Source organism: Enterobacter vonholyi, from assembly GCF_008364555.1.
Taxonomy (GTDB): Bacteria; Pseudomonadota; Gammaproteobacteria; order Enterobacterales; family Enterobacteriaceae; genus Enterobacter; species Enterobacter vonholyi.
The window spans coordinates 407,859-432,903 of the sequence record NZ_VTUC01000006.1 but is presented as its reverse complement, the minus strand read 5'-3'; the positions used below and the strand labels follow the sequence as shown (position 1 = coordinate 432,903).

Sequence of the window (25,045 nt, the reverse complement as noted above, 5' to 3'; positions counted from 1 at the left end):
TTAACGTCCCAGATAGACCTCAATCACCTGCTCGTTGGCCTGCACCTCGCGAAGTGAACCTTCCGCCAGCACGCGCCCCTGATGCAACACCGTCACGCGATCGGCGATGGTTTCAACAAAGCCCATATCGTGCTCAACAACCATCAGGGAATGCTTGCCTGCCAGCGTTTTGAACAGCTCTGCGGTGTATTCCGTTTCCGCGTCGGTCATCCCGGCTGCGGGTTCATCCAGCAGCAGAAGATGCGGGTCCTGCACCAGCAGCATGCCGATCTCCAGAAACTGCTTTTGTCCGTGGGAAAGCAGCCCGGCGCGGCGGTCGCGCTCGGCGGTCAGCCGCAGTAAAACCAGCACCTCATCGATGCGGTCGCGCTGCGCGCCGTTGAGTTTTGCCCGCAGGCTCGCCCAGACGGACTTATCGCTTTTCATCGCGATCTCCAGGTTTTCCCACAGCGTCAGCGCCTCAAAGACCGTGGGCTTCTGGAATTTACGCCCGATGCCCTGGCGGGCGATGGCCGCAGGCTCCAGCGCGGTCAGGTCAATGGACTGATCGTAAATCGCCCTGCCGCTCTTTGGCCGCGTTTTGCCGGTGATGACGTCCATCAGCGTGGTTTTGCCGGCCCCGTTGGGACCGATCACGCAGCGCAGTTCGCCCACGCCGATATTCAGCGAGAGATCGGTCAGGGCCTGAAAGCCGTCAAAATTAACGTTAATGGATTCAAGCTGAAGTACAGGATCAGTCTGGTCCCGGTAGCGATCGCCGGGCAGCTGGCGGGTGAATAACCCTTCGGCTGGCTGCATTATTTTTCTCCCTTACGAAACAGTCCGTAGACGCCGCGCGGTAAAAACAGCGTAACGGCGATAAAAATCAGCCCCAGAAACAGCTGCCAGTATTCCGGCATCGCGACGGTGAAGAAACTTTTCGCCCCGTTCACCAGCGCCGCGCCAATCACCGGCCCCACCAGCGTGCCGCGCCCGCCCAGCGCTACCCAGATGGCGGCCTCTATCGAGTTCGTCGGCGACATTTCGCCCGGGTTGATAATGCCCACCTGCGGGACATAGAGCGCCCCCGCCAGACCGCACAGCACGGCAGAAATCGTCCACACCAGCAGCTTGAACCCGCGCGGATCGTATCCGCAAAACGTCAGGCGGTTCTCGGCGTCGCGAACGGCGGTCAGAATGCGGCCAAACTTGCTCTTCGCCAGCGCAAATCCGCAGCCCAGGGCCAGGAGCAGCAACAGCACGGTCGCCAGAAACAGCGCGATACGGGTGGTCGTTTCCGTTACCGAAAACCCGAGCAGCGTGGTGAAGCCGGTAAAGCCGTTATTACCGCCAAAGCCGGTTTCGTTGCGAAAGAACAGCAGCATCCCGGCATAGGTCAGCGCCTGGGTCATAATCGAAAAATAGACCCCTTTGATCTTCGAGCGGAAGGCAAACCAGCCAAACACCAGCGCCAGTAGCCCCGGCACCAGCACAATTAGCACCAGCGCCCAGGCAAAATGCTGGGTTCCCCACCAGAACCACGGCAGCTCGCTCCAGGAAAGAAACGACATAAACGCAGGCAGACCGTCACCCGCGGCCTGGCGCATCAGGTACATGCCCATCGCGTAGCCGCCCAGGGCGAAAAAAATGCCGTGCCCGAGAGAGAGCATCCCGGCGTAGCCCCATACCAGATCCAGCGCCACCGCAACGATGGCATAGCAGAGGATCTTGCCAGTCAGCGTCAGCATCCAGGTTGACAGCGCCAGCGGATGCGTTGCAGGCAGTAAGGCGAAAAACGGCAATATCAGCAAGCACACCACCAGAAGGCTGCCTACAATCAGCGTTGTGCGTGGCGCTTTGCGCGCCAGCGTTAAGGTCAGCGGCTGGCTCATCAGTCAATCACCCTCCCTTTCAGCGCAAACAGCCCCTGCGGGCGTTTCTGAATAAACAGCACGATCGCCACCAGAATCACGATCTTGCCCAGCACCGCCCCCATCTGGGGTTCAAGGATTTTATTAAAGATCCCCAGACCAAACGCCGCGGCCACGCTGCCTGCCAGCTGGCCTACGCCTCCGAGCACCACCACAAGGAAGGAGTCGATGATATAGCCCTGGCCCAGCTCCGGCCCGACGTTACCGAGCTGCGATAACGCCACGCCGCCTAACCCCGCAATTCCGGAGCCAAGCCCGAACGCCAGCATATCGACGCGCCCTGTCGGTACCCCGCAGCAGGCGGCCATGCTGCGGTTTTGCGTCACCGCCCGCACGTTAAGCCCCAGACGAGTTTTATTCAGAATGAGCCAGGTAAAGAACAGCACCAGCAGCACGAAGCCCAGCACCACGATGCGGTTCCACGGCAGCGTCAGGTTGGCAAAAACCTGCACACCGCCGGAGAGCCAGGCTGGGTTAGCCACCTCCAGGTTCTGGGCGCCAAAGGTCATGCGCACCAGCTGGATGAGCATCAGGCTGATCCCCCACGTTGCCAGCAGCGTTTCCAGCGGACGACCGTACAGATGACGGATCACCGTGCGCTCCAGCACCATTCCAATGCCCGCCGTCAGGCAGAACGCGACCGGCAAGGCGATAACGGGATAGAGCGCCAGCCACTGGGGCGCAAGCCCGGCCATCGCCTGCTGCACCATCCAGGTGGCATATGCCCCTAGCATCAGCATCTCGCCGTGGGCCATGTTAATCACCCCCAGCAGGCCGTAGGTGATAGCCAGCCCCAGCGCGGCCAGCAGCAGCACCGACCCGAGGGAGAGCCCCATAAACGCCTGGCCCAGCAGATCGCCCCACATCAGCCGATGCTGGATCTGGCTAAGACTCTCTTCTGCGGCCGCGCGCACGCCGCCATCCGGCTCAGTGTCTGGCTGGGTAAACGGAGTGAGCCTGGACTGTACGTCCGGATCGTCGGACTGACCTAATAGTTCTACGGCCTTGCGGCGCACTTCTGCCTGCGGGCTTGCCAGCTGGAGGTTCGCGACCGCCAGCAGCAGCGCCTGACGCGCCACGGCGTCCGTTTCATCGTTCACACGTTTTTCCAGAAAAGCGAGCATACCGGGCTGGGCATCGCGCTGCAGCTGACGCGCAGCCGCCCGCCTCTCGGTGACACTGTCACTCACCAGCTGATGGGTGGCGATGGCGGTCGCAGCCAGCACGCGCAGCCGGTTCGTCAGACGAACGGCTTTGGTTGGCCCTTCTGCCGCACGGGCGTCCCCAAGCGACACCATTTGCCCGTTATGCTGCGCAAAGGCGTGCTTTTGACTGTCGGCATACAGATTTTCCTTCTGCAGGGACTGAAGCAGCGGAAGCCTGGCGGCATCCGGCGCGGCGGCCCACTGCGTCAACAAATCCGCCTGCTGGCTGCGGCTGGCGGCAACAAAACGATCGGCATCCGATGCCTGCACCATCCCTGGCAGCAGTCCGGAAAGCCATACAAGAGCGATGAACAGGCGCATGGCGTTCATGACGTTTCTCCCTGCGGTGATGGCTTAGTTGCTGGCGGTTTTCATCGGCTGGTCGGGCTTTTTGTCATTTCCGGCGATGAACGGGCTCCACGGCTGGGCGCGTACCGGCTGTTCCGTCTGCCACACCACGTTGAACTGACCGTTACCTTCGATTTCACCGATCATGACCGGCTTATGCAGATGATGGTTGGTGGCATCCATGGTAAGCGTAAAGCCTGACGGTGCCTTAAAGGACTGACCGGCCATCGCCGCACGGACTTTGTCCACATCGGTAGTTCCTGCTTTTTCTACCGCCTGCGCCCACATGTGAATGCCCACGTAGGTCGCCTCCATCGGGTCGTTGGTGACCACGGTGTCGGCGTTCGGCAGCTTGTGCGCCTTCGCATAGGCTTTGTAATCCGCCACGAACGCCTGGTTAGTCGGGTTATCGACGGACTCAAAGTAGTTCCAGGCCGCCAGGTTACCCACCAGCGGTTTGGTGTCGATCCCGCGCAGCTCTTCTTCGCCGACGGAGAACGCCACCACCGGCACGTCGGTCGCCTTCAGACCCTGGTTAGCCAGCTCTTTGTAGAACGGCACGTTGGAGTCGCCGTTGATGGTCGACACCACGGCGGTTTTGCCGCCCGCTGAGAATTTTTTGATGTTGGCAACGATGGTTTGGTAGTCGCTATGACCAAACGGGGTGTAAACCTCTTCGATATCCTTATCCTCCACCCCTTTCGAATGCAGGAACGCGCGCAGGATCTTGTTGGTGGTGCGCGGATAAACGTAGTCCGTGCCCAGCAGGAAGAAGCGTTTCGCCGCGCCGCCGTCTTCGCTCATCAGGTATTCCACCGCCGGGATGGCCTGTTGGTTCGGCGCCGCGCCGGTATAGAACACGTTTGGCGACATTTCCTCGCCTTCATACTGCACCGGATAGAACAGCAGGCCGTTCAGCTCCTCAAAGACCGGCAGTACGGATTTGCGCGAAACCGAGGTCCAGCAGCCGAATACCACCGCCACTTTATCCTGACTTAACAGCTGGCGCGCCTTCTCGGCAAACAGCGGCCAGTTTGAGGCCGGATCCACCACTACCGGCTCCAGTTTCTTGCCCAGCACGCCGCCTTTGGCGTTGATCTCGTCGATGGTCATCAGGGCGACATCTTTAAGCGGGGTCTCGGAAATGGCCATCGTGCCGGAGAGAGAATGCATGATCCCCACTTTGATGGTATCGGCCGCCTGCACGCCAAAACTCATTCCCATCGCCACGACGGACGCGGATAACGCAAAGGCTTTTAATAAGGTACGACGGTGCATATTTTCACTCCTGAAAAAGAACGCTGTGCGAAAACGTCCGTTACGGCGTGGACGCGGAAATAAATGTGTCAGCGAAGCAGGAGCAAAAAGAATGCCAGAATGGAGATAGCGCTATTTCCGGGAGGGGAACGCAGGATGTAAAGAGAACGTCTCAGAATGGCACAGCGCTGCACTTTTATAATGCAGCGCCGCCTAACGGATTTACCAGACTTCGCTGGCGATCTGCGTGACCAGACGGACTTTGTCCCACTGCTGGGTTTCGCTCAGGCTGTTGCCCTCTTCGGTCGAGGCAAAGCCGCACTGCGGGCTGAGGCAAATTTGCTCTTTCGCCACGTATTTCGCCGCCTCTTCCAGACGGGCTTTGATTCCCTCCGGGTTCTCCAGCTCGCCGTTTTTCGTGGTGATAAGACCCAGCACCACCTGCTGCTTGCCCGGGCGAACAAAGCGCAACGGCGCGAAATCCCCGCTGCGGTCGTTATCGTATTCCAGGAAGAAGGCATCAACGTTGACCGTTCCGAACAGCACTTCCGCCACCGGCTCGTAGCCGCCTTCGGAAATCCAGGTGGAGCGGAAGTTACCGCGGCAGACGTGCAACCCGATGGTCAGATCGTCCGGCTTGCCCTCCAGCGCCTTGTTCAGGACGCGGGCATAGATACGTGCAAGCTCATCGGCATCGTCGCCGCGCTCGCGGATCTGACGACGCTGATCGTCCGAACAGAGGTAGGCCCATACGGTATCGTCCAGCTGCAGGTAACGGCAGCCTGCATCGTAGAATGCGCGAATCGCGTCGCGCCAGGTGGTCGCCAGATCGTCGAAATAGACGTTCAGGTCCGGATACACCGTCGCATCAATGTCTTTGCGACCGCCGCGGAAATGCAGCACGCTCGGACTGGGAATGGTCATTTTTGGCTGGGCGTTACCGCTGATGCTTTTCAGATAGCGGAAATCGTCCAGCATCGGGTGCTCGCCAAAGCCCAGCTTGCCGGTGACGCGCACGCCGTGGGCTTTGGTTTGCACCCCGTTAAACTGGATGCCCTGCTGCGAATCGTAACGCTCAACGCCCTGCAGACCGTCGAAGAAGTCGAAGTGCCACCAGGCGCGGCGAAACTCACCGTCGGTCACGACATGCAGGCCGCACGCGCACTGCTGCTCAACGACGTGGCGAATGGCTTCGTCCTCCACCGCGCGAAGCTGTCTCGCGTCAATCTCGCCGCTGGCAAATTGCAGGCGAGCCTGCTTGATGGCATCCGGGCGTAAAAAACTGCCGACTACGTCGGCGCGGTATGGGGCGTGGTGTCGTTGCATGGAAATCTCCTCAGTCTGCCGGCAATAATTGCCCGCAGTGATAATTCATTATTTGAACTTTTAGACTTCTGGATGTCTAAATGTCCAAAAACAATGTCATACCTCCCCGGTACCGGCAAACGAGAAAATTTCACGGGTGTTGAAAAAAATTCATCTTCACAGCGCGGCAGTGGTTTCGATGCTGGCAAACGCGTAGCGTTCATCTTCCCAGCCGGTGATCCCACCGAGCATGATTTTGACCGGCAGCCCGAGACGCGCCAGCTTCAGCGCGGCTCTGTCCGCGCCGTTACAGTGCGGCCCCGCGCAGTAGACGACGAACAGCGTCCCTTCAGGCCATTGGGTCATGCGCTCAGCGGTCATCTGGCTCCACGGCATATGCAGAGCGCCCGGCACATGGCGACGGGCAAACTGCTCCGGGCTCCCCACCACGTGCAGCAAAACAAAGTCCTGCTCATTATTGGCGATGGCGTGATGCACATCGGCGCAGTCGGTTTCTACGCTCAGGCGACGCAGAAAATGGGTGACGGCTTCCTGCGGCTCGGCAGCCGGAAATTCAGTAACATAGCTCATGATCCTTCCTCATCTTTGGCGTTTGTGTTAACACTACTCTATCCAGAAATTCAGCACGTGAATGCGCTCGCTTATGCCAGAAAACAGCAAAAAGATGACAAACTTAAGACAAATTGCCCGCCCGCTGGTGGTGGTGCTGGCCTATGACGGCCTGTGTACCTTTGAGTTTGGCGTAGCGGTGGAGATCTTCGGTCTGCCACGTCCCGAGCTGGGCGATGAATGGTATCGTTTTGCGGTGGCGAGCGTGGATAGCGGTGAACTTCGGGCAACAGGCGGGATCCGTATCGTCACCGATGGTGATTTAAGCCTGCTTGCGTCTGCGGACCTGATTGTGGTTCCCGGCTGGCGTGGGCTGGACTCGCCGGTTCCGGACGCGCTCTGCAACGCATTACGTCAGGCCAGCGCGCGAGGATGCCAGCTGCTGTCCATCTGTTCGGGCGTATTTGTGCTGGCCGCTACGGGGCTGCTCAACGGGCGCAAAGCCACGACGCACTGGCGCTACATTGAGACGCTTAAAGCCCGCTACCCTGACATCGACGTGGTTGAGGATGTGCTCTACCAGGACGAAGGCGATATCCTGACTTCTGCAGGCAGCGCGGCGGGGATCGATCTCTGCCTTCACGTTGTACGAAGGGATTATGGAATGGAAACCGCTAACAGCGTGGCGCGGCGGCTGGTCATTCCCCCACACCGGGATGGCTCTCAGCCGCAACAGCTGAGCCGCCCGGTGGCACAGCTGCGGGAAAGCCAGCGCCTCGGCCAGCTGTTTGATTTTCTGCACACGCATCTTACCGAGCAGCACAGCGTCGACTCGCTGGCGCGTCGTGTCGGTATGAGTCAGCGCACGTTTCTTCGTCGCTTCGAGGCGGCAACAGGAACGACGCCTGCCCGCTGGTTACTCAATGAGCGCCTGCTGCGGGCGAAAGATTATCTGGAAAGCAGTCGTTTAAGTATCGACAGCATCGCGGAACAGACCGGGTTTGGCCAGGCATCGACGCTGCGTCATCACTTTCGCCAGCAGTTCGCGATTTCCCCGGCCCAGTACCGCAAACAATTTTCTCATTCCGCTACAGCCCGCTGAGGCGTCAGTCTTTTGGTTTAGCTGGAATACGGAGAACCTTATGGTCACCACACACGTTTTTATCGCAACCAGTCTTGATGGTTACATCGCCCGACACAATGATGATATCGACTGGCTCCTGCAGCGCGATGATCCGACTGAAGATCATGGCTATGCGGCGTTCATCGCGGACAAAGAGTGGATAGTGATGGGCAGAGGCAGCTATGAGAAAGTGCTGACCTTTGACGCATGGCCTTATGACCGGCCCGTGCTGGTGCTCTCCAGACAGCTGGCCGACACGCCCGTGCCCGACGCGCTGAAGGGAAAAGTACAGTTTTCAGGGCGCACGCCTAAAGAGGTGCTCGACTACCTGGCGTTGCAGAACGTCCATCGCGTCTATCTCGATGGTGGGCAGGTGATACAGTCGTTCCTGCGAGAAGGACTGGTGGCCGATATGGTGATCACAACCGTTCCAGTCCTGCTCGGCTCCGGAAAATCGCTGTTTGGCGCCCTGCCAGAGGATATCGATTTGACGCTGGTATCCAGCCGCAGCTTCCCTTCGGGTCTGGTACAGTCGCACTATCGACTGCTGTCATAAAACGACGGTAAACACCGCGCAAAAAAAACCGCCAAAAATGGCGGTAAATGCTTGCATGGATAGATTTGTATTTTGGTCTCTACGTCCCGACACTCCATGGCCGGGCTGCGGATCCCATACAACCTAACACCCGTTGTCTTAACGAAGGTTAAACAGTCTTATTAACCTGCATGAGTATTGATCTGCAAATAACGCATAAGGCCCTGTTCAGCGCTCTGTTTTGCGTCATCATTTATGGCTTCAAGATAAAATGACCGCGCCACTCCATAAGGTGCTTTATCAGAGGGGTACGCCGCAAACTGGAATGTTTTTCCTATCGTCTGCTGGGTGCAGTCTAATTCCCAACGCACATCGTTAATTTTTTTACTGGTACAGGTAACGGCTCCATAATCGCTGGTCAAATAGGAACCAACGCGAATTTCTGCCGATTGTATATATTCTGGTTTGTTATCACCAGCATAACGAATCCCTGCAACGGCCCCAACAGCAACCGCCAGAAGCGCAAGCGCAATTATTTTTTTCATTTATTAATGACCCGTTCCTTAGCCAGAGATTAACTATTATATAAGATTTATCCTTAATGCAAATATCCGATTATGGACCAGAAATGGCACTTTACAAACATTCATAACTTTTTAGGAAATGTCCTGGACAATTTTCCGGGCACACATTATTTGACAATCTCTTTTCACGAGTTTGAATTATTAAATAATAACACTAAAAAATAATCGGCATGATAACCCCGCAATGTCATTCAGCGGCTATCTCATGATTAAAAAAGGCTTATCTCTCGTCATGCTTATCTGTGCACTCTTTTCAGGCCAGCTTATGGCCGGGCACAAAGGACACGAATATTTATGGGTCAAGAATGTGGCGCATCAACTTCGTCATGAAGCCGACAGCGATGAGTTACGAAGCGCTGCGGAAGAGTCGGCGGAGGGTTTGCGCGAACACCACCAGTGGCAGAAATCGCGCAAACCGGATACCCACGTTCGGTAATTAACTGCCCTTGCGTTTAGGCAGAGTTTTCATCAGATCGTCCGGACTGACGGACGCCACAATACTGCCCGGCTGCGGCATTTTGAAGATGTGGTTTTTCATCTTGCCAATCACATGCATTTCGCAAGGACGGCAGTCGAACTTGAGAGTCAGAACTTCATCACCGTTTACAAGCTGCATGGGGGTTGCCTTCCAGCTCTTAATATTCCCTTTCGCCTGCTTAGGGCAAAGGTTAAACGCAAAGCGCAGGCAGTGCTTGGTGATCATCACCGGCACATCGCCCTTCTCTTCATGCGCTTCATAAGCCGCGTCGATCAGCTGCACGCCGTGGCGATGATAGAATTCACGCGCTTTATGGTTATAAACGTTGGCCAGGAAGGATAAATGTGTCTCCGGGTATACGGGTGCAGGTACGGCTTCCGCTTTACGGCTAGCGCGCGGATACTGCGCCAGGCGCGCGGCATCCAGCATCTCTGCCGTTTCACGACGGAACTGGTTAAGCAGGCTGTTCGGCACGAACAGGGCATCCGGCAGACTGACCTCAACGTTACGGGCGTAGTAAATCGTCTGGCCAAGCTTCGCCACCCCATCCTTCAGGCTGTTGAGCGCTTTTTCCGCGTTGTTTGCCACCTCGAACAGGCCATCGAGCGTATGCGTTACGCTGATGCCGTCTTCACAGGTCATGGTCAGAATCAGCTGCTCTTCCCAACCGCCCAGCTCAATGTCCACAGCGATACGACGTTCGCTGGAGGTTTTCAGCAGCGCCTGCTGCCAGTTATGATCGAGGTTACGGTTAAGCGCCGCGTTCGGCCGCGCCTTGTAGAGATCGGCCGGCATCTCATTCGGCCAGACGCGGTAGCGGTTCTCGCCGGTTTTCTCGACCGTATTAGCCCGGAAGCCCACGACCTCACGCTTAATCATCACGTTAAGGCCATCGCCGTTCGCCAGCGGTTCCGTCACCTGGACATCAAGGTGATCTTTCGCCACTTTCAGCACTTCACCCACCGGTAAACCGATAAACTTCGGTGAGTCAAACGCGCCGATATCCCCTTTACGGGCATTAACGAAATAGTCCGTGCTGCCGCGGTGGAACGTTTTGTCCGTCGACGGAACGAAGAAATGCTCGGTGCGACCGGCGGACGCGCGCACCAGATCGCCGCGATCCTCAATAATGGCGTCGAGCATCTGGCGATAGTGCGCGGTGATGTTCTTCACGTAGCTCATATCTTTGTAGCGCCCTTCAATCTTGAAGGAACGCACGCCCGCGTCGATCAGCGCGCCCAGGTTGGCCGTCTGATCGTTATCCTTCATGGAGAGCAGGTGTTTTTCGAACGCCACGACGCGGCCCTGATCGTCTTTCAGGGTATACGGCAGACGGCAGGCCTGAGAGCAGTCGCCGCGGTTGGCGCTGCGGCCCGTCTGCGCGTGGGAAATATTGCACTGACCGGAATAGGCGACGCACAGCGCGCCGTGGATGAAGAATTCAATCGTCGCGTCTGTAGCCTGGTGAATATCGCGGATCTGATTCAGGTTCAGCTCACGCGCCAGAACGATCTGCGAAAAGCCGACGTTAGAGAGAAACTTCGCCTTCTCAACCGTGCGGATATCACACTGGGTACTGGCATGCAGTTCAATGGGAGGAATATCCAGCTCCAGCACGCCCATATCCTGAACAATCAGGGCATCCACCCCGGCCTGGTAGAGATCGGTAATCAGACGTTGCGCAGGCTCCAGCTCATCATCATGAAGAATGGTGTTCAGGGTCACGAACACTTTCGCCCCGAAACGGTGGGCGAACGGCACCAGTTCAGCAATATCGCTCAGGCTGTTGCTGGCGTTATGGCGGGCACCGAAGCCTGGGCCACCAATGTAGACGGCATCTGCGCCATGAAGGATCGCTTCACGGGCAATGGCGGCGTCGCGGGCCGGGCTTAAAAGTTCAAGATGATGGGATTGCAGGCGCATACTTCGTCGTTATCCGTTATGGTCAAAATGGCGGCTATTGTAGTCAGAAGTATGCGTCAGCGAAACAGTTTTGCGCAGCGTCAGCGGGGATAATGAATCAGGGAGTGAAAATGCACCGTCCGGTCGCTGCTGTTGCGGTAGGCGTGCGGTTTATCGCCTGCGAAACGGATGCCCGAATCGGCAGAAATCATCTGCCATTTGCCGCCAAGCTTCATCTCCAGCTCGCCGCTTATTACGACGACATGTTCAATTACTCCGGCCTCATGCGGCGTGGATTCGCTCAGCGCGCCGGGTGCCAGCGTGATGGAGAAATAATCAAACCCGAGCGTCTCGTCCCACGGAAAGAGCGGCTTGACGACCATCGCCTGCTGCTGGGGGTCAAATACCGCCTGCCGGTCCGCCTCTGGGGTGATGAACGTGGAAAACGGCACGTTCAGCCCGGTGGCAATTTTCCACAGCGTCGACACCGTCGGGCTGGATTCATTGCGCTCGATTTGACCGAGCATGGCTTTTGACACGCCGGTCTCGTCCGCGAGCTTCGACAAACTCCAGCCGCGCGCCTGGCGCAGCGTTTTCAGCGTTGTTGCAAGGTGTAGTGTGATATCCATGTTCCCTCCTGGTGACGATCAGCATACCACTTGTACGCTATAGCGCACAGTGCTACCTTACTCCGGACGTTATAACGCACAATGGAGTTTTCATGCGCCCTTCCTCTCACTTTATTCCGGTCGCACTGGCTGGATTTGTCGCCGTTCTGGTTGGTTACGCCAGCTCGGCCGCCATCATCTGGCAGGCCGCCGCCGCGGCAGGCGCCAGCGCACAGCAGATTGCGGGCTGGATGACCGCGCTGGGAATTGGGATGGGGGTCAGCACGCTGGCGCTTTCCTGGTGGTACAAAGCGCCCGTACTGACCGCCTGGTCGACGCCCGGCGCGGCGCTGCTCGCCACCAGCCTGCACGGCGTCACGCTGGCAGAAACCATCGGCGTGTTCATCTTTGCTAACGCGCTTATTTTGCTCTGCGGCATTACCGGGCTTTTCGCCCGTCTGATGAAGCTGATCCCTCATTCGCTTGCTGCCGCCATGCTGGCAGGGGTATTGCTGCAGTTTGGCCTCCACGCGTTTGCGCATCTTGAGGGGCACTTTCTGCTGTGCGGCAGCATGATTGCGGCTTGGCTAATCGCAAAAGCGCTGTCGCCGCGCTATGCCATCGTGGTCACGCTGCTGGTGGGCGGGATTGTGGCATGGGCGGCAGGTGACGTTGTCACGGATAAACTCACCCTTTCTCTGGTAATGCCCGAATTTATTGCACCCGCCTTCACCTTCACCAGCCTGGTGAGTATTGGCTTGCCCTTCTTCCTCGTGACCATGGCTTCGCAAAACGCGCCGGGGTTCGCCACGATGAAAGCCTCCGGTTACCCGCTGGCGGTCTCACCGCTCATCATCGTCACGGGAGGGCTGGCGCTGCTGTTTTCTCCGTTTGGCGTCTTTTCCATCTGCATTGCGGCTATAACCGCCGCCATTTGTCAAAGCCCGGATGCACACCCGGATGCGGGTAAACGCTGGCTGGCGGCCATCGCAGCGGGAGGATTTTACCTGCTGGCGGGAATTTTCGGTGGCTCCATTACCGGGCTGATGGCCGCACTGCCGCTCAGCTGGATCCAGACGCTGGCCGGTCTGGCGCTGCTGGGCACCATCAGCGGGAGTTTATATCAGGCGCTGAGTCACGAAGCAGAGCGCGACGCGGCCATCGTCACGTTTCTGATGACCGCAAGCGGCGTCACGATCCTGGGCATCGGTTCGGCATTCTGGGGACTGGTGCTGGGCGGGATGTGCTACGCCCTGTTTTCACGCACTCGCCGCACGTAGCTGCGAAGGCGTCATGCCCGTCGCGCTGCGAAAGCGGTTGCTGAAGTGGCTGGCGGAGTTGAACCCGCAGGCAAGCGCGATGTCCGTCAGCGGCGTCGTCGTATGCTGGACGAGGGCCTTAGCTTTATCCATTCGCCTCTGCATCACGTACTGATGCGGCGCCAGCCCCGTCGACTGGCGGAACATGCGGGCAAAGTGGTATTCGCTGAGCGCGGCCTGCGCCGCCAGCTCGGCCAGCGTCAGGGGCTGGCCCAGGTTCTCTTCAATGAAGGCCAGCACGTTGCGCAGCACGAATGGCGATAGCCCTCCGGTGACGACCGGCAGCTTCCACTTCACATTAGAGTAGTTTTGCAGCAGATGGGTCAGCAGCAGCGTGGAGGCCGTGCTCAGGGTGAGCTGGTTGGCGTGCTGCTGCCAGTCACAGCCGAGCAAAAACTGGCGATACAGCGCGGTGATCTTCGGATCGCTACCAAAAATGCGCTCGTCCAGGGTCAGCGAAAGCGGGCGCTTGTCCCAGATTTTTTCCCCCACGTCGCGCAGGTGTTCGTCGGTGCAGTAGAGATGCACAAACGACAGGTCATCGCGGATATCCCACGTTGATTCGCTCTCTTTGGGCATCAGACAGAAACGGTCCGGTCCCCCGCCGTTCTTCCAGCCGCCCGGCGTTTTTTGATAGCTTTCGTAGCCGTCCGCCACGTACAGGCTGAGGGTATGATGGTTACTTTTTACCGTTATCGTATCGTGCTTGTTGTACCACGCTGCCAGCTGAATACCCGAATTCAGCGAGACGGTTTCCCGCAGGACTGCATTCTGTTGGCAAAGCGTTTCAAAGGTATCGTAAGCGTGAGACATAACCGTTAGCGCATAATTGATGGGAATATCAGTCTAAGAAGAGTTGCCCCCCGTTGCCAGTCCCGCAGGAAGAAAAAAGCGCAAGATTTTGCAAGTCACCCGCAACCCGGTGAAAGCCCGTCGCGAATTTCAGCGCCATACTGCGGGCTTCCGTGGTTTGAGAAGAGAAAAAGTATGAACGCTATATTATACGGACTGGTGGTGGTCATCTGGGGAACCACCTGGATTGCGATTTTCCTGCAGCAGGGTCCCGTAGCGGCGCCCGTCTCGATTTTCTGGCGTTTCGCCGTCGCCAGCCTCACGATGATGGCGGTGTTAATCGCCCTGCGCCGCCTGCGCAAGCTGGCGCTGCGGGATCACCTCTTTTGTATGCTCCAGGGATGCTGCGTTTTCTGCTTTAACTTCTGGTGTTTTTACGCCGCAGCCTCGCACATCAACACAGGGCTGGAGTCGGTGATCTTCTCCATGGCCGTGCTCTATAACGCCATCAACAGCTTTATCTTCTTCGGGCAGCGCCCGCCGGCGCGCTTCTGGACGGCGGCGGCACTGGGCCTGACTGGGATCGTCACTCTCTTCTGGGACGATCTGCTTGCCAGCGGCTGGAGCGCGTCGCTCCTGACCGGGATTGGCCTCTCCGCGCTCGGCACCTACGGCTTCTCGCTGGGCAATATGATCAGCATGCGCCATCAGCGCAGAGGCCTGGAAACCATGACCACCAACGCCTGGGCGATGCTCTATGGCACGCTGGTGATGGGATGCATTGCGCTGTTCAGAGGCGATAGCTTCGCGCCAGAGTGGACCATCAGCTACATTGGCGCGCTGCTCTATCTGGCTGTATTTGGTTCGGTGATTGCCTTTGGCGCCTACTTCACGCTGGTGGGACGTATCGGTCCGGGCAAAGCGGCCTACAGTACGCTGCTCTTCCCGCTGGTGGCGCTGTCCATCTCTACGGTGTATGAAGGCTACGTCTGGCATATCAACGGTATCGTGGGGTTATTGCTGATTCTGGGGGGAAATATGGTGATGTTTACCAAACCAGAAACCTGGTTCAGACGCTTACGAATGGCGTAAATAAAAAGGCCTGCATTACGCAGGCCTTTTTATTTTATTTCGCGGTCTTTTTCACATCAAACATGGTGGCGTCCGTCGCCATGTCATCAACAACCTGCTTCAGGGTTGCAAAGGTCATCGGCGTACTTTCGTTGTTCAGATCTTTACCTTCGCCTTTGCGCACCACCTTCATGACCGGTTTGTTGGTAGCCGCATCGATCAGTTCGCCTTCAAAGAAGAGATGCGTATCCATGGTGCGATGCCCGGTTGCCATCTGCGTACCTGCTACCACCAGCGCGACCGGCACCACTTCATAGAACTGCAGACCTTCTTTCTGCGAACTCACCCCGGTAATCGCGCCGCGGAAAATCAGGCTATGTTTACCCGGCGTGGTCACAATCGGCTTACGCGTGCCAATCGCCGTTTTCATTTTGGTATTGGTGTAGTTCAACAGCTCATCAAGCGTTTTTTGCCCAATTTGCGTGGTTGGTTTTGGCGTTGGATAATACGTAATCGGTGTCCAGAGAATACTGTCGTAATTAGCTTCGTTATAGGAAGGATCAACCCAACGCAGCGTTGGTTTACCCGTCGCAGACGTTGTCTGCTGCAATCCTGAATAGTCTTTTAAAAAGCCAGAATATTGTTCGGGAGCTGCGACTTTCGAAGAACAGCCCGCTAACGCCAACAGACCAGTAAGCACTGCAACTTTAAAAAAAGTTTGAGTACGCATGATAGTTTTCCATGTTATCTGCAAGTATGCATTTGAAGTTATAGCAAAAGACCGGCGGGTTTGTTGTGACAAAAAATGATGCGGAGAGCACAAATTGCGAAAAGACTGCCCGGAGGCGTGCCGGGCAGTGAAAAATTACTGATTTATATCCAGTTGCCAGAACAGATGTTTGCCAAACGGGTCAATTTCATAGCCCGTCACCTCCTTGCGCACCGGTTCGAAAATGGTTGAATGCGCAATCATTACCGCGGGCATCTGGTCATGCATCATCTGCTGCGCCTCTTTATATAGCGCCACGCGCTTATCGCGATCGGTCGTTGATTTTGCTTCCGCAATAATTTTATCAAAGGGCTTATAGCACCATTTCGCCGAATTTGACCCACCGTTTGCCGAGGTGCAGGTAAATAGCGGGCCGAAAAAGTTGTCCGGATCGCCCGTTGCCGTCGTCCAGCCCATCAGCGCGGCCTGATGTTCACCGCCCTTCACACGCTTAAGGTATTCGCCCCACTCATAGGTAACGATTTTGGTCTGCACGCCTATTTTCGCCCAGTCCGCCTGAATCATCTCAGCCATGCGTTTCGCATTCGGGTTATAGGGACGCTGCACCGGCATCGCCCACAGGTCGACGTTCACGCCGTTGGCAAAACCGGCCTCTTTCAGCAGCTCTTTGGCTTTTTCAGGGTCGTAGTCGTAATCCTTAAGCTCGCTGTCTGCGCTCCATACGCCCGGCGGCAGCAGGTTCTTCGCAGCGGTGCCGGTACCGTGGAACACCGCATCAATAATGGCTGGTTTATTGATGGCCATCGCCAGCGCCTGACGGACCTTCACGTTATCCAGCGGCGGCTTCTGCGTGTTGAACGCCAGGAAGCCGGTATTCAGCCCAGCCTTACTCATCAGATTAATATTTTTGTTGGCCTTCATGCGCGGCAGATCGGCCGGGTTCGGGAAGGGCATGACCTGACATTCGTTCTTCTCAATTTTCGCAAAACGCACGGAGGCATCCGGTGTGATGCTAAACACCAGCCTGTCCAGCTTCGATTTCCCCTGCCAGTAGTCGGCAAACGCCGTAAACAGGATCCGGGAATCTTTCTGATACTGCGCCAGCTTAAACGGCCCGGTGCCGATGGGCTCCATATCCACCTTCTCCGGCGTGCCCGCTTTCATCATCGCGTCAGCATATTCCGCTGAAAGGATTGAGGCAAAATACCAGGCCAGATCGGCGACAAACGGCGCTTCCGGGTGCGCCAGGGTAAAGCGCACGGTGTGCTCATCGACTTTATCAATGGCGGTTATCAGGCTGCCGAACTCCAGGCTTTCGAAGTTGGAGTAGCTGCCGTTAGAGACATTGTGGTAGGGATGATTCACGTCTTTCTGCCGCATAAACGAGAAGATCACGTCGTCGGCGTTAAAGTCGCGGGTTGGCGTGAAGGATTTATTGCTCTGGAACTTAACGCCCTTACGCAGAAAGAAGGTGTAGACCTTGCCGTCGTCGCTCACCTCCCAGCGCTCCGCAAGGCTTGGCACCAGCTCCGTGGTGCCAGGCTTGAAATCGACCAGACGGTTATAGACCGGCACGGCGCTGGCGTCCACGCTGGTTCCCGAGGTGTATAGCTGAGGGTTAAAGTTTTCCGGCGATCCTTCAGAGCAATACACCAGCGTTTTCGCAGCAACGGTGGAACTGACCGTGAGTGCAGCGAACGCCAGCGCTATAGTTGTGAGTTTGCTTGTCATCATTTATTCCTGTCTTTTTAATTCGACGGCTAATTAATTCTTTTGCCATTTCATAAATAACATTAAAGTGATGTGGCAAACACCTGAAAAATAAATAAGGAATAAATCACTATGGGCTCGCCGCTTTCCAGACAATTAACGCATCGTTTTTTCCGCTATCTCGCTATCACCAGCCAGAGCGATCCCAAAGTCAAAACCCTTCCCTCAACGCCGGGCCAGCATGACATGGCGCGCGAGCTGGCGCAGGAGCTGGCACAGCTGGGGTTAGACGACATTGTGATTGATGAATTCGCCACGGTTACGGCGGTAAAAAAAGGCAACGTGCCCGGTGCGCCGCGCATCGGCTTTATTACCCATATTGATACCGTCGACGTGGGACTTTCACCGGATATTCATCCACAAATATTAACGTTTACCGGTGAAGATCTCTGTCTGAATAAAGAGAAAGACATCTGGCTGCGGGTTAACGAGCACCCTGAAATTCTGGCTTATCCGAATGAGGAGATTATTTTCAGCGACGGAACCAGCGTATTGGGCGCGGATAATAAATCGGCGGTCACGGTGGTCATGACGGTGCTGGAAAACCTCACGGCGGAGCATCGGCATGGGGATATCGTCGTGGCGTTTGTGCCTGACGAAGAGATCGGCCTGAACGGTGCCAAGGCGCTGGATCTTAAGCGCTTCGACGTCGACTTTGCCTGGACCATCGACTGCTGCGAGCTGGGTGAAATTGTTTACGAGAATTTTAATGCGGCCGCCGCGGAGATCCGCTTTACCGGCATAACGGCGCACCCGATGTCCGCCAAAGGCGTGCTGGTGAATCCCCTGCTGATGGCGACTGATTACATCAGCCATTTTGACCGCCAGCAAACGCCGGAGTGCACCGAGGGACGTGAAGGCTATATCTGGTTTAACGGCATTCAGGCCGGACAGAACGAGGCCGTTCTTAAGGCCAATATCCGCGACTTTGACAAGGACAGCTTTGCCGCGCGCAAGCAGCAGATTGCCGACGTGGCCGCACTGATTGCCGCCCAATATCCGACGGCCAGAGTGGACTATCGCATTGAAGATACCTACAGCAATATCAGCAATGCGATTGGTGAAGACCGGCGCGCTATCGATCTGATGTTCGAGGCGATGGAATCGCTCGGCATCACGCCGAAACCGACGCCGATGCGCGGCGGCACCGACGGCGCGGCGCTCTCGGCAAAAGGGCTACTCACGCCGAACTTCTTCACCGGGGCGCATAACTTCCACTCGAAGTTTGAATTCCTGCCGCTGTCGTCGTTCGAAGCGTCTTACAACACGGCCCTGCAGATCTGCCTGCTGGCCGCCCGTTAAGCGGGCTTGCGCGCCAGCATCGTGGCAAAGCGCAGCTTGATGCGGTTACCGTTTTCATCGGTGCGGTGCAGTTCGCCAACGTCTTCGTTGTATTTGAGCAACTCCCAGCCTTCATAGTAGTTGCTCAGCTCACCGCTCTTGAACGCAAACGGGAAGCCGACGGTGCACGGGTAATCCACCGTGTCCATCGCGGCAACAATCAGGTTGTAGCCGCCAGGCCTGGTGCAGCGCTGCATATTAGCGATAAGACCCGGGATGGTTTTTGACTCCAGGAACATCAGCACCACGGTGGAAAGAATGAAATCGTACTCGCCGTCAAAACTCAGGTTGTTGAGATCTTTAATCGCCGTGTGGAGGTTATCGATCCCTTCTTCCGCCTTAATGCGCTCGATATTATCGATGCTCATCGGGTTCTTGTCCCACGCGGTGACATCGTGGCCGTTAGCTGCAAGATAGAGGCTGTTACGGCCGTTGCCGCAGCCCAGATCCAGCGTTTTACCGGGTTTCACAATCTCCGCGCTGTACAGCACTTCTGAATGGGTACGGGTTAAGCCATATTTCTCTGTGAAGTAATTCTCATCGACGGTCATTATTTTTCCTGCGTTCTCATAAAGTGAAAGTGCATTCTGAATGCTATTTTAAGGCGTTTACCGTCTGGTTGCCAGCCGCTCGAAAATCGAAAAATTTGCTACGTTTAGTTAAGACGCTTATCAGAGAAATAAAGATGAACAAATATCGCCTCAGCGACGAGACCCGCCTCTGGCAATGGAAAAATGGCGAAACCAGCCACGCCACTACGCTGCGGCAGATTATCGCCACGGCGGACTTTAACGACGTGACTGTCGGGACGAGAGGCGGCTGGATTGACGATGAGCGCGCCCTCGCGCAGGACGGCCACTGCTGGATCTACGATGAAAACAGCGTGGTGTTCGCCGGAGCGACCGTGTCCGGCAACGCGCGTCTTACCCTGCCGTGCGTCGTGAGCCATGATGCCCGTATCGGTGACAGCTGCTGGCTGGACGGCGCAGAGGTCAGCCACGGGGCGCGAATAAGTGACAACGTCACCATTCAGCAATCCTGCGTGCGGGGCGAGTGTCATATCTACGGCGAAGCGCGCGTGCTGCACCACAGCGTGGTCATTGCTGCCAAAGGGCTGACGCCGGACCATGAACAGATCCTGCAAATCTACGATAAGGCAACGGTGAGCCAGTCGAGGATTGTGCACCAGGCGCAAATCTACGGCGAGGCGATGGTTAATTTTGCCTTTGTTGAACACCGGGCCGAAGTCTTCGACAACGCGATCCTCGAGGGAAACGAACTCAACAACGTGTGGGTGTGCGACTGCGCAAAAGTCTATGGTAACGCCCGCGTGATTGCCGGCTTTGATGAAGATGCCATCCCAACGGTGCGCTACAGCTCGCAGATTGCGGAGAATGCCGTGGTCGAGGGAAACTGTGTCATCAAGCATCACGTCCTGATTGGCGGTCAGGCCTGGCTGCGCGGCGGGCCGATCATGCTGGATGATAAAGTCGTGATTCAGGGGCGCGCGCGCATCAGCGGGGATGTGCTGATCGAACATCGGGTTGAAATTACCGGCGATGCGGTTATTGAAGCATTTGCCGGCGAGAGCATTCACCTGCGCGGCGAAAAAGTGATTAACGGCGACCAGCGCATCACCCGTACGCCGCTGCTGGGTGCGTTATAGGGTATAAATCCTGCCGTAGATATTCACGTCTTCAAAGCGGCCATTCAGGTATTCCGCTTCCCGCAAGCACCCTTCCAGCGTAAAACCGTTGCGTACGGCAACGCTGTTGCTGTGCTGATTCGCCACCCGACATTTGATCACAAAACGACGGATCTCACCGCGCTCAGCGTAGTAGCGCATAAACGCCTGCAGTGACCGGGAGAGAATACCCAGCCCCTGGTGGGCTTCATCCAGCCAGTAGCCGATGTACCCGGCCTTGTTGGTTGGTTCAATCGTGTTGAACGACAGGACGCCAACCAGCGCATCATCCTTAAAGATCAAAAACATTTTGGCGTAGCCGCGCTGGTGCAGCATCTGGTTACTCTGCACGTTGCGGCGGGTATCCTCTTCGCTGCCTACGTGCTGCGCCCAGTCAAAGGCGGTTTGCAGAAAGATTCTGTTTTTGACGACGAGATTGTGCAGGTCGGCAGTATAGCGCTCTTCGACGGCGCGAAGCTCGAGAGCGTCAGATACCGGGATAATTTCGGATTTTACTGCGGTCATTGCCCCTCACCCTAACCCTCTCCCGGAGGGAGAGGGAATCGATCGTTAACGCATTACCCTGTCGTCAACGTAGTTACGTTTATCCGGCGCCGGTGGGAAATACTGGTACAGCCAGGTTTCACTGATGGCGTCGCCCTGGCAGCGCAGGAACAGACGCATATCCACCGGCTCCGTCGAATCCGACGTCGGGTACCAGTCAAAGAGAATGCGATAGCCGTCAAACGGCTCAACGTAGAGGATCTCCACCTGCTTCGCTTCACCGCTGGAGAGCGTAATCACCGGCTCGATGCCTTTTGGCGCAGCGGCCTTCAGATCGCCGCCGACAAAATCTATCGCAAAGCGACGGGCCCACACTTTCGGGTAATTTTCGCCCGGCGCCCAGCCTTCCGGGAAGCCGCCCATGCCGGTGCGGGTGGCGAAGACGTTGGCCAGCGGGGAGCGCACCGGCGGCATAGCGCTCCAGTAGAGGCGATATTTGAAGTCCAGCTCGTCGCCCGCTTTGACTGCTTTTTCCGGCTGCCAGAAGCAGACCACGTTATCCAGCGTTTCACCGGTGGTCGGGATCTCCATCAGGCCAACCGCGCCTTTCCCCCAGTCGTTACGCGGTTCCACCCACAGGCTTGGACGCTTGTTGTACCACCCCATCACGTCCTGATAGTGGGAGAAATCGCGATCGAGCTGCAGCAGACCGAACCCTTTCGGGTTTTTGTCCATATAGGCATTAAACTGCAGCTTCTGCGGGTTGTTCAGCGGACGACAAATCCACTCCCCGTTGCCGCGCCACATCGCCAGGCGGTCGGAGTCATGAATTTGCGGGTGAATGGTGTCACACATGCGGCGTTCGTTATTACCGCAGCTGAACATGCTGGTCATCGGCGCAATGCCGAGCTGCTTGATGTCCTTACGCGCGTAGAGGTGGTTTTCCACCTCCATGATCACCTGGCTCTTCTCGCAGTGGATCACGAATTTATAGGCCCCCGTGATGCTCGGGCTGTCGAGCAGCGTATAAACGGTAAAGGTCGTGTCGCCTGGCTTGACGGTTTCAAACCAGAAGGAGGTAAAGTCCGGGAACTCTTCCGGCGTGTCGGTAAAGGTGTCTACCGCCAGACCGCGGGCGGAAAGGCCGTACTGGTAGGTGTCATCCACCGCGCGGAAGTAGCTCGCGCCCAGGAAGGAGACGATATCGCGACGCGCCAGCTCCGGCGCCTTAAAGGCGCGGAAGCCCGCAAAGCCGAGATCGCTTTGCCCTTGCAGCTGTTTGGTATCCACGCCCGTTTCACCGTAGCTGAACAGCTCCGGACGGAAGTGGATCTCGCGCGCCATAGAGGTCGACTGGTCCAGCGAGAACATCCGCACGCGACGGCGGAACCCCATTCCCATATGGAAGAACTGCACGTCCAGCTGACGCCCTTCAATGTTGTTCCACAGAGACTGTTTTTCATCGTAGCGGATGGCGTTGTACGCCTGCGGCGTCATGGTGGCCAGCGTCTCCGGCAGCGGGCGCGGCGCGCCACCCCACGGGGTTTTTGCCAGGTCATGCGCCATGGATTGCAGTACGGAGAAGTCAAAACGACGGCTCTGGCCGTCAGCAATGTCAGAGTCGGCGGCGTATGCCGCTTTGGAAAACAGGGAGGCAAGGCCGGATGTGCCGCTCAGGGCTGCCACTGCCAGCGAGCCTTTTAGAAAACGTCTGCGATTCATGCCTGGAAAAACGTCCTTATGGTCGTGTGAATGTGTTCCGCGCTCGGCGAAATGACGGCAAGAAAGAACGCACAGCCTAAACAAAAATGGTTAAGAATCCAATTGTTGGCCGGTGATTATATGAACAAAGTGAGAAATATTTTCTGTCGACCAGAACGGCCCGAAAGTGGTGTAAAGAAAGCCTGGAAAATGTGTAGAAAAATGCCCCGGCGCGACATCGTTCGCCGGGGCCAATGAGGCGGTTATTTTACGCTGACATCGATACCCGGGAAGTACTTATCAGCGAGTTTAGCGATCGTGCCGTCGGCACGTACTTTATCAATCGCGGTATCAAGCTGCTTTTTGGTGGCCTCGTCCCCTTTACGCAACCCAAAACCGATCCCACTGCCGAGGATAGTGTCGTCAGACACCGGCTTGCCGATGAAGCCAAACCCTTTCCCCTGCGGCTTGCTGAGGAAACCTGCCTGCCCGGCCGCGGACATGACCAGCGAGGCGTCGATACGGCCATTCAGCAGATCGCCCCAGGCCATATTCTGATCTTTATAAGACACCACGGTGACACCCTGCTTTTCCCAGTGCTCTTTGGCATAGGTTTCCTGAATGGAGCCCTGCAGCACGCCGATGGTTTTCCCCTTTAGCCCTTCAGGCGTCGCCTCGACCGCCGTACCGGCCTTGCCCACCAGCTGCGACGGAATACGGTAGATAGGCTGGGTAAAATCAATGCTCTTGCGGCGCTGCTCGGTGATATTCATCGCCGAGTTGATGGCGTCGAATTTCTTCGCCACCAGGCCCGGGATCAGCGCATCAAACGAGGTTTCCACCCAGCTGCACTTCAGCGCTGCCGCTTTGCAGATGGCGTTCCCCAGCTCAACGTCAAACCCTTCCAGTTCGCCTGCCGCATTGCGGCTTTCAAACGGCGGATACTCTGCTTCCAGACCGTAACGCAGCTCGGACGCCGCGAAGGAGGAAAAGGTACACAGCAATCCCATGCCGACAACTAACGCGCGTAATTTCATCTCATACTCCTCAGAGCCTATCTCAGCGTGGTTTAACCCGACACAGGGCATGGGCACCTGCCCGTAACGTTGCCTCATCTTTCGCAAAAGAGAGACGAATCAATTTATTATCCGTACCGTCCGCATAAAACGCCGACAGCGGAATAGTGGCAACACCGTACTCGACGATCAGCCGCTTCACCAGATCGCTGTCGCGCTCGTCGCTGAACTGGCTGTAGTCCGCCAGCATGAAGAACGATCCGGCGCTGGGCAGCAGCGTGAACGGCGAATCGGCCAGCAGACTCTGCAGCAGATCGCGCTTGCGCTGGTAAAACGCCGACAGCGACAGCCAGGTTTGCGGGTCGACCATATGTTCAGCAAACGCGTGCTGCATTGGCGTATCGGCAGAGAACATTAAAAATTGATGGACTTTACAAATCTCGTCCATCAGCACCGCCGGTGCAACACAGTAACCCACGCGCCAGCCGGTGACGTGATAGGTTTTTCCGAAAGAAGAAATAATCACGCTACGCTCCGCCAGCTGCGGGTGCGTGGCCATCCCGTGGTGCGGCTCACCGTCAAACACCACGTGTTCGTACACTTCGTCAGACAAAATAATGATGTCAGTATTGCGGGTCAGCGCCGCCAGCTGCTGCAGATCGTCGGCGGAGAAGACCTGACCGCTCGGGTTGTGCGGCGTATTGATGATAATCATGCGCGTGCGTGGGGAGATGGCAGCCCGGACCTCATCCCAGTTGACGGCAAAATCCGGCACGGTCAGCTTGATGGCAATTGGGGTTGCCCCCTGCAGACGGACAATCGGCGCGTAGCTGTCAAAAGAGGGCTCAAAGTAAATCACCTCATCACCCGGGTGCACCAGCCCGCTAATCGCCGAATAGAGACCTTCGCTGGCGCTGGCGGTCACCAGGACCTCGCCGGCCGGGTCATAGCGCGTGCCGTAAAGCGTGGCAATTTTATCGGCAATGCGCTCTTTGAGCGGCTGCAGGCCAGTCATCGCCGCATACTGGTTATGCCCCGACTCCATTGCGCGGGTGACGCCCGCAATCAGCTTCGGGTCGCAGGAAAAATTCGGTGCGCCCTGAGAAAGGTTAATCGCGTTATGCTGCGCCGAGAGCTGGCCGATAACGGTAAAAATGGTGGTGCCCACATCGGGCAGTTTGGAGCGCGTCTGCACTGGCGTTCGTAAAGTCATCCTCTTTCCCTTCTCATGGACATTGCATAACTATTCAAACAACATCTCTGTTGTCGGGACAATCGAATTGTTGTCATAA

At 56.8% G+C, this 25,045-nt stretch carries 24 protein-coding genes; 7 read left to right on the top strand and 17 right to left on the bottom strand.

Annotated elements, in window-relative coordinates:
• From urtD to F0319_RS10720, 6 genes are all read right to left on the bottom strand, one after another.
• A complete protein-coding gene (gene urtD, locus F0319_RS10745) occupies nt 1–798 on the bottom strand; it encodes an urea ABC transporter ATP-binding protein UrtD (RefSeq protein ID WP_149366894.1) in 798 nt (265 codons plus the stop codon).
• Nucleotides 798–1,871, bottom strand: coding sequence for an urea ABC transporter permease subunit UrtC (gene urtC, locus F0319_RS10740; RefSeq protein WP_149366893.1), 1,074 nt, complete (start codon nt 1,869–1,871; stop codon nt 798–800). Before urtC ends, urtD begins: the two co-directional genes overlap by 1 nt.
• Nucleotides 1,871–3,445 carry an urea ABC transporter permease subunit UrtB gene (gene urtB, locus F0319_RS10735; RefSeq protein WP_149366892.1) on the bottom strand — a complete coding sequence of 525 codons (1,575 nt, stop codon included), beginning with the start codon at nt 3,443–3,445 and terminating at the stop codon, nt 1,871–1,873. The genes urtC and urtB overlap by 1 nt, the downstream gene beginning before the upstream one ends.
• A 24-nt stretch (nt 3,446–3,469) precedes the next feature.
• Nucleotides 3,470–4,741, bottom strand: a complete 1,272-nt coding sequence (gene urtA / locus F0319_RS10730; protein WP_047958573.1) for an urea ABC transporter substrate-binding protein — start codon at nt 4,739–4,741, stop codon at nt 3,470–3,472.
• Between the two features lie 201 nt (nt 4,742–4,942).
• Nucleotides 4,943–6,046, bottom strand: coding sequence for a cobalamin-independent methionine synthase II family protein (locus F0319_RS10725; RefSeq protein WP_111964617.1), 1,104 nt, complete (start codon nt 6,044–6,046; stop codon nt 4,943–4,945).
• A gap of 156 nt (nt 6,047–6,202) precedes the next feature.
• Nucleotides 6,203–6,616 carry a rhodanese-like domain-containing protein gene (locus F0319_RS10720; RefSeq protein ID WP_149366891.1) on the bottom strand — a complete coding sequence of 138 codons (414 nt, stop codon included), beginning with the start codon at nt 6,614–6,616 and terminating at the stop codon, nt 6,203–6,205.
• Nucleotides 6,617–6,689: 73 nt separating this feature from the next.
• Between F0319_RS10720 and ftrA the strand changes: the two genes are divergently transcribed.
• Together ftrA and F0319_RS10710 are read left to right on the top strand one after the other, a co-directional pair.
• A complete protein-coding gene (ftrA, locus tag F0319_RS10715) occupies nt 6,690–7,697 on the top strand; it encodes a transcriptional regulator FtrA (RefSeq protein WP_149366890.1) in 1,008 nt (335 codons plus the stop codon).
• A 40-nt stretch (nt 7,698–7,737) separates the two neighbouring features.
• Nucleotides 7,738–8,274, top strand: coding sequence for a dihydrofolate reductase family protein (locus tag F0319_RS10710; RefSeq protein WP_136194852.1), 537 nt, complete (start codon nt 7,738–7,740; stop codon nt 8,272–8,274).
• 161 nt (nt 8,275–8,435) lie between these two features.
• On the opposite strand, the gene F0319_RS10705 is transcribed toward F0319_RS10710, so the two are convergent.
• Complete coding sequence (locus tag F0319_RS10705; RefSeq protein WP_149366889.1) at nt 8,436–8,798, bottom strand: hypothetical protein; 363 nt, start codon at nt 8,796–8,798, stop codon at nt 8,436–8,438.
• Between the two features lie 244 nt (nt 8,799–9,042).
• Between F0319_RS10705 and F0319_RS10700 the strand changes: the two genes are divergently transcribed.
• On the top strand, nt 9,043–9,273 hold the full coding sequence (locus F0319_RS10700) for a DUF2554 family protein (protein WP_111964737.1): 231 nt from the start codon (nt 9,043–9,045) through the stop codon (nt 9,271–9,273).
• Here the strand turns inward: F0319_RS10700 and F0319_RS10695 are convergent, their stop codons facing one another.
• Together F0319_RS10695 and F0319_RS10690 are read right to left on the bottom strand one after the other, a co-directional pair.
• Nucleotides 9,274–11,238, bottom strand: coding sequence for a peptidase U32 family protein (locus tag F0319_RS10695; protein ID WP_149366888.1), 1,965 nt, complete (start codon nt 11,236–11,238; stop codon nt 9,274–9,276).
• An 80-nt stretch (nt 11,239–11,318) separates the two neighbouring features.
• Complete coding sequence (locus F0319_RS10690) at nt 11,319–11,846, bottom strand: helix-turn-helix domain-containing protein (protein WP_149366887.1); 528 nt, start codon at nt 11,844–11,846, stop codon at nt 11,319–11,321.
• Between the two features lie 92 nt (nt 11,847–11,938).
• Between F0319_RS10690 and F0319_RS10685 the strand changes: the two genes are divergently transcribed.
• On the top strand, nt 11,939–13,105 hold the full coding sequence (locus F0319_RS10685) for a benzoate/H(+) symporter BenE family transporter (protein WP_149366886.1): 1,167 nt from the start codon (nt 11,939–11,941) through the stop codon (nt 13,103–13,105).
• On the opposite strand, the gene F0319_RS10680 is transcribed toward F0319_RS10685, so the two are convergent.
• A complete protein-coding gene (locus F0319_RS10680; RefSeq protein WP_149366885.1) occupies nt 13,085–13,957 on the bottom strand; it encodes a helix-turn-helix transcriptional regulator in 873 nt (290 codons plus the stop codon). The two genes, F0319_RS10685 and F0319_RS10680, sit on opposite strands and share 21 nt — an antisense overlap.
• Before the next feature lie 174 nt (nt 13,958–14,131).
• On the opposite strand from F0319_RS10680, the gene F0319_RS10675 reads away from it, so the two are divergent.
• Nucleotides 14,132–15,028 carry a DMT family transporter gene (locus F0319_RS10675; protein WP_149366884.1) on the top strand — a complete coding sequence of 299 codons (897 nt, stop codon included), beginning with the start codon at nt 14,132–14,134 and terminating at the stop codon, nt 15,026–15,028.
• Nucleotides 15,029–15,062: 34 nt separating this feature from the next.
• Here the strand turns inward: F0319_RS10675 and F0319_RS10670 are convergent, their stop codons facing one another.
• Both F0319_RS10670 and F0319_RS10665 read right to left on the bottom strand, forming a co-directional pair.
• Nucleotides 15,063–15,737, bottom strand: a complete 675-nt coding sequence (locus F0319_RS10670; RefSeq protein WP_111964626.1) for a DUF3313 domain-containing protein — start codon at nt 15,735–15,737, stop codon at nt 15,063–15,065.
• 135 nt (nt 15,738–15,872) lie between these two features.
• Nucleotides 15,873–17,468 (bottom strand): ABC transporter substrate-binding protein, encoded by a 1,596-nt coding sequence (locus F0319_RS10665; RefSeq protein WP_149367127.1) that lies wholly within the window; start codon nt 17,466–17,468, stop codon nt 15,873–15,875.
• A gap of 111 nt (nt 17,469–17,579) precedes the next feature.
• On the opposite strand from F0319_RS10665, the gene pepT reads away from it, so the two are divergent.
• The gene (gene pepT / locus F0319_RS10660; RefSeq protein ID WP_149366883.1) at nt 17,580–18,809 is read left to right on the top strand and encodes a peptidase T; all 1,230 of its coding nucleotides are present in this window, start codon (nt 17,580–17,582) and stop codon (nt 18,807–18,809) included.
• Here the strand turns inward: pepT and tehB are convergent.
• On the bottom strand, nt 18,806–19,399 hold the full coding sequence (gene tehB / locus F0319_RS10655; RefSeq protein WP_111964629.1) for a tellurite resistance methyltransferase TehB: 594 nt from the start codon (nt 19,397–19,399) through the stop codon (nt 18,806–18,808). The genes pepT and tehB overlap by 4 nt on opposite strands.
• Before the next feature lie 134 nt (nt 19,400–19,533).
• Between tehB and ydcK the strand changes: the two genes are divergently transcribed.
• Complete coding sequence (ydcK, locus tag F0319_RS10650; RefSeq protein WP_149366882.1) at nt 19,534–20,514, top strand: YdcK family protein; 981 nt, start codon at nt 19,534–19,536, stop codon at nt 20,512–20,514.
• On the opposite strand, the gene rimL is transcribed toward ydcK, so the two are convergent.
• The 4 genes from rimL to F0319_RS10630 all read right to left on the bottom strand — a co-directional run bounded on the left by rimL (nt 20,509) and on the right by F0319_RS10630 (nt 24,966).
• A complete protein-coding gene (rimL, locus tag F0319_RS10645) occupies nt 20,509–21,057 on the bottom strand; it encodes a 50S ribosomal protein L7/L12-serine acetyltransferase (protein WP_149366881.1) in 549 nt (182 codons plus the stop codon). The genes ydcK and rimL overlap by 6 nt on opposite strands.
• Nucleotides 21,058–21,102: 45 nt before the next feature.
• On the bottom strand, nt 21,103–22,758 hold the full coding sequence (locus tag F0319_RS10640) for a glucan biosynthesis protein D (RefSeq protein ID WP_115875031.1): 1,656 nt from the start codon (nt 22,756–22,758) through the stop codon (nt 21,103–21,105).
• Between the two features lie 242 nt (nt 22,759–23,000).
• On the bottom strand, nt 23,001–23,774 hold the full coding sequence (locus F0319_RS10635) for a transporter substrate-binding domain-containing protein (protein ID WP_111964633.1): 774 nt from the start codon (nt 23,772–23,774) through the stop codon (nt 23,001–23,003).
• Between the two features lie 22 nt (nt 23,775–23,796).
• Nucleotides 23,797–24,966, bottom strand: coding sequence for a pyridoxal phosphate-dependent aminotransferase (locus F0319_RS10630; protein WP_149366880.1), 1,170 nt, complete (start codon nt 24,964–24,966; stop codon nt 23,797–23,799).
• Nucleotides 24,967–25,045: the final 79 nt, after the last annotated feature.

Coding starts and splice junctions, on each gene's coding strand:
- urtD (WP_149366894.1), bottom strand. CDS start 798: ATGCAGCCAGCCGAAGGGTTATTCACCCGCCAGCTGCCCGGCGATCGC.
- F0319_RS10690 (WP_149366887.1), bottom strand. CDS start 11,846: ATGGATATCACACTACACCTTGCAACAACGCTGAAAACGCTGCGCCAG.
- F0319_RS10665 (WP_149367127.1), bottom strand. CDS start 17,468: ATGACAAGCAAACTCACAACTATAGCGCTGGCGTTCGCTGCACTCACG.
- F0319_RS10630 (WP_149366880.1), bottom strand. CDS start 24,966: ATGACTTTACGAACGCCAGTGCAGACGCGCTCCAAACTGCCCGATGTG.
- ydcK (WP_149366882.1), top strand. CDS start 19,534: ATGAACAAATATCGCCTCAGCGACGAGACCCGCCTCTGGCAATGGAAA.
- urtC (WP_149366893.1), bottom strand. CDS start 1,871: ATGAGCCAGCCGCTGACCTTAACGCTGGCGCGCAAAGCGCCACGCACA.
- F0319_RS10670 (WP_111964626.1), bottom strand. CDS start 15,737: ATGCGTACTCAAACTTTTTTTAAAGTTGCAGTGCTTACTGGTCTGTTG.
- F0319_RS10685 (WP_149366886.1), top strand. CDS start 11,939: ATGCGCCCTTCCTCTCACTTTATTCCGGTCGCACTGGCTGGATTTGTC.
- F0319_RS10695 (WP_149366888.1), bottom strand. CDS start 11,238: ATGCGCCTGCAATCCCATCATCTTGAACTTTTAAGCCCGGCCCGCGAC.
- F0319_RS10635 (WP_111964633.1), bottom strand. CDS start 23,774: ATGAAATTACGCGCGTTAGTTGTCGGCATGGGATTGCTGTGTACCTTT.
- F0319_RS10725 (WP_111964617.1), bottom strand. CDS start 6,046: ATGCAACGACACCACGCCCCATACCGCGCCGACGTAGTCGGCAGTTTT.
- F0319_RS10640 (WP_115875031.1), bottom strand. CDS start 22,758: ATGAATCGCAGACGTTTTCTAAAAGGCTCGCTGGCAGTGGCAGCCCTG.
- urtA (WP_047958573.1), bottom strand. CDS start 4,741: ATGCACCGTCGTACCTTATTAAAAGCCTTTGCGTTATCCGCGTCCGTC.
- F0319_RS10710 (WP_136194852.1), top strand. CDS start 7,738: ATGGTCACCACACACGTTTTTATCGCAACCAGTCTTGATGGTTACATC.
- F0319_RS10720 (WP_149366891.1), bottom strand. CDS start 6,616: ATGAGCTATGTTACTGAATTTCCGGCTGCCGAGCCGCAGGAAGCCGTC.
- pepT (WP_149366883.1), top strand. CDS start 17,580: ATGGGCTCGCCGCTTTCCAGACAATTAACGCATCGTTTTTTCCGCTAT.
- rimL (WP_149366881.1), bottom strand. CDS start 21,057: ATGACCGCAGTAAAATCCGAAATTATCCCGGTATCTGACGCTCTCGAG.
- ftrA (WP_149366890.1), top strand. CDS start 6,690: ATGCCAGAAAACAGCAAAAAGATGACAAACTTAAGACAAATTGCCCGC.
- tehB (WP_111964629.1), bottom strand. CDS start 19,399: ATGACCGTCGATGAGAATTACTTCACAGAGAAATATGGCTTAACCCGT.
- F0319_RS10705 (WP_149366889.1), bottom strand. CDS start 8,798: ATGAAAAAAATAATTGCGCTTGCGCTTCTGGCGGTTGCTGTTGGGGCC.
- F0319_RS10700 (WP_111964737.1), top strand. CDS start 9,043: ATGATTAAAAAAGGCTTATCTCTCGTCATGCTTATCTGTGCACTCTTT.
- F0319_RS10675 (WP_149366884.1), top strand. CDS start 14,132: ATGAACGCTATATTATACGGACTGGTGGTGGTCATCTGGGGAACCACC.
- F0319_RS10680 (WP_149366885.1), bottom strand. CDS start 13,957: ATGTCTCACGCTTACGATACCTTTGAAACGCTTTGCCAACAGAATGCA.
- urtB (WP_149366892.1), bottom strand. CDS start 3,445: ATGAACGCCATGCGCCTGTTCATCGCTCTTGTATGGCTTTCCGGACTG.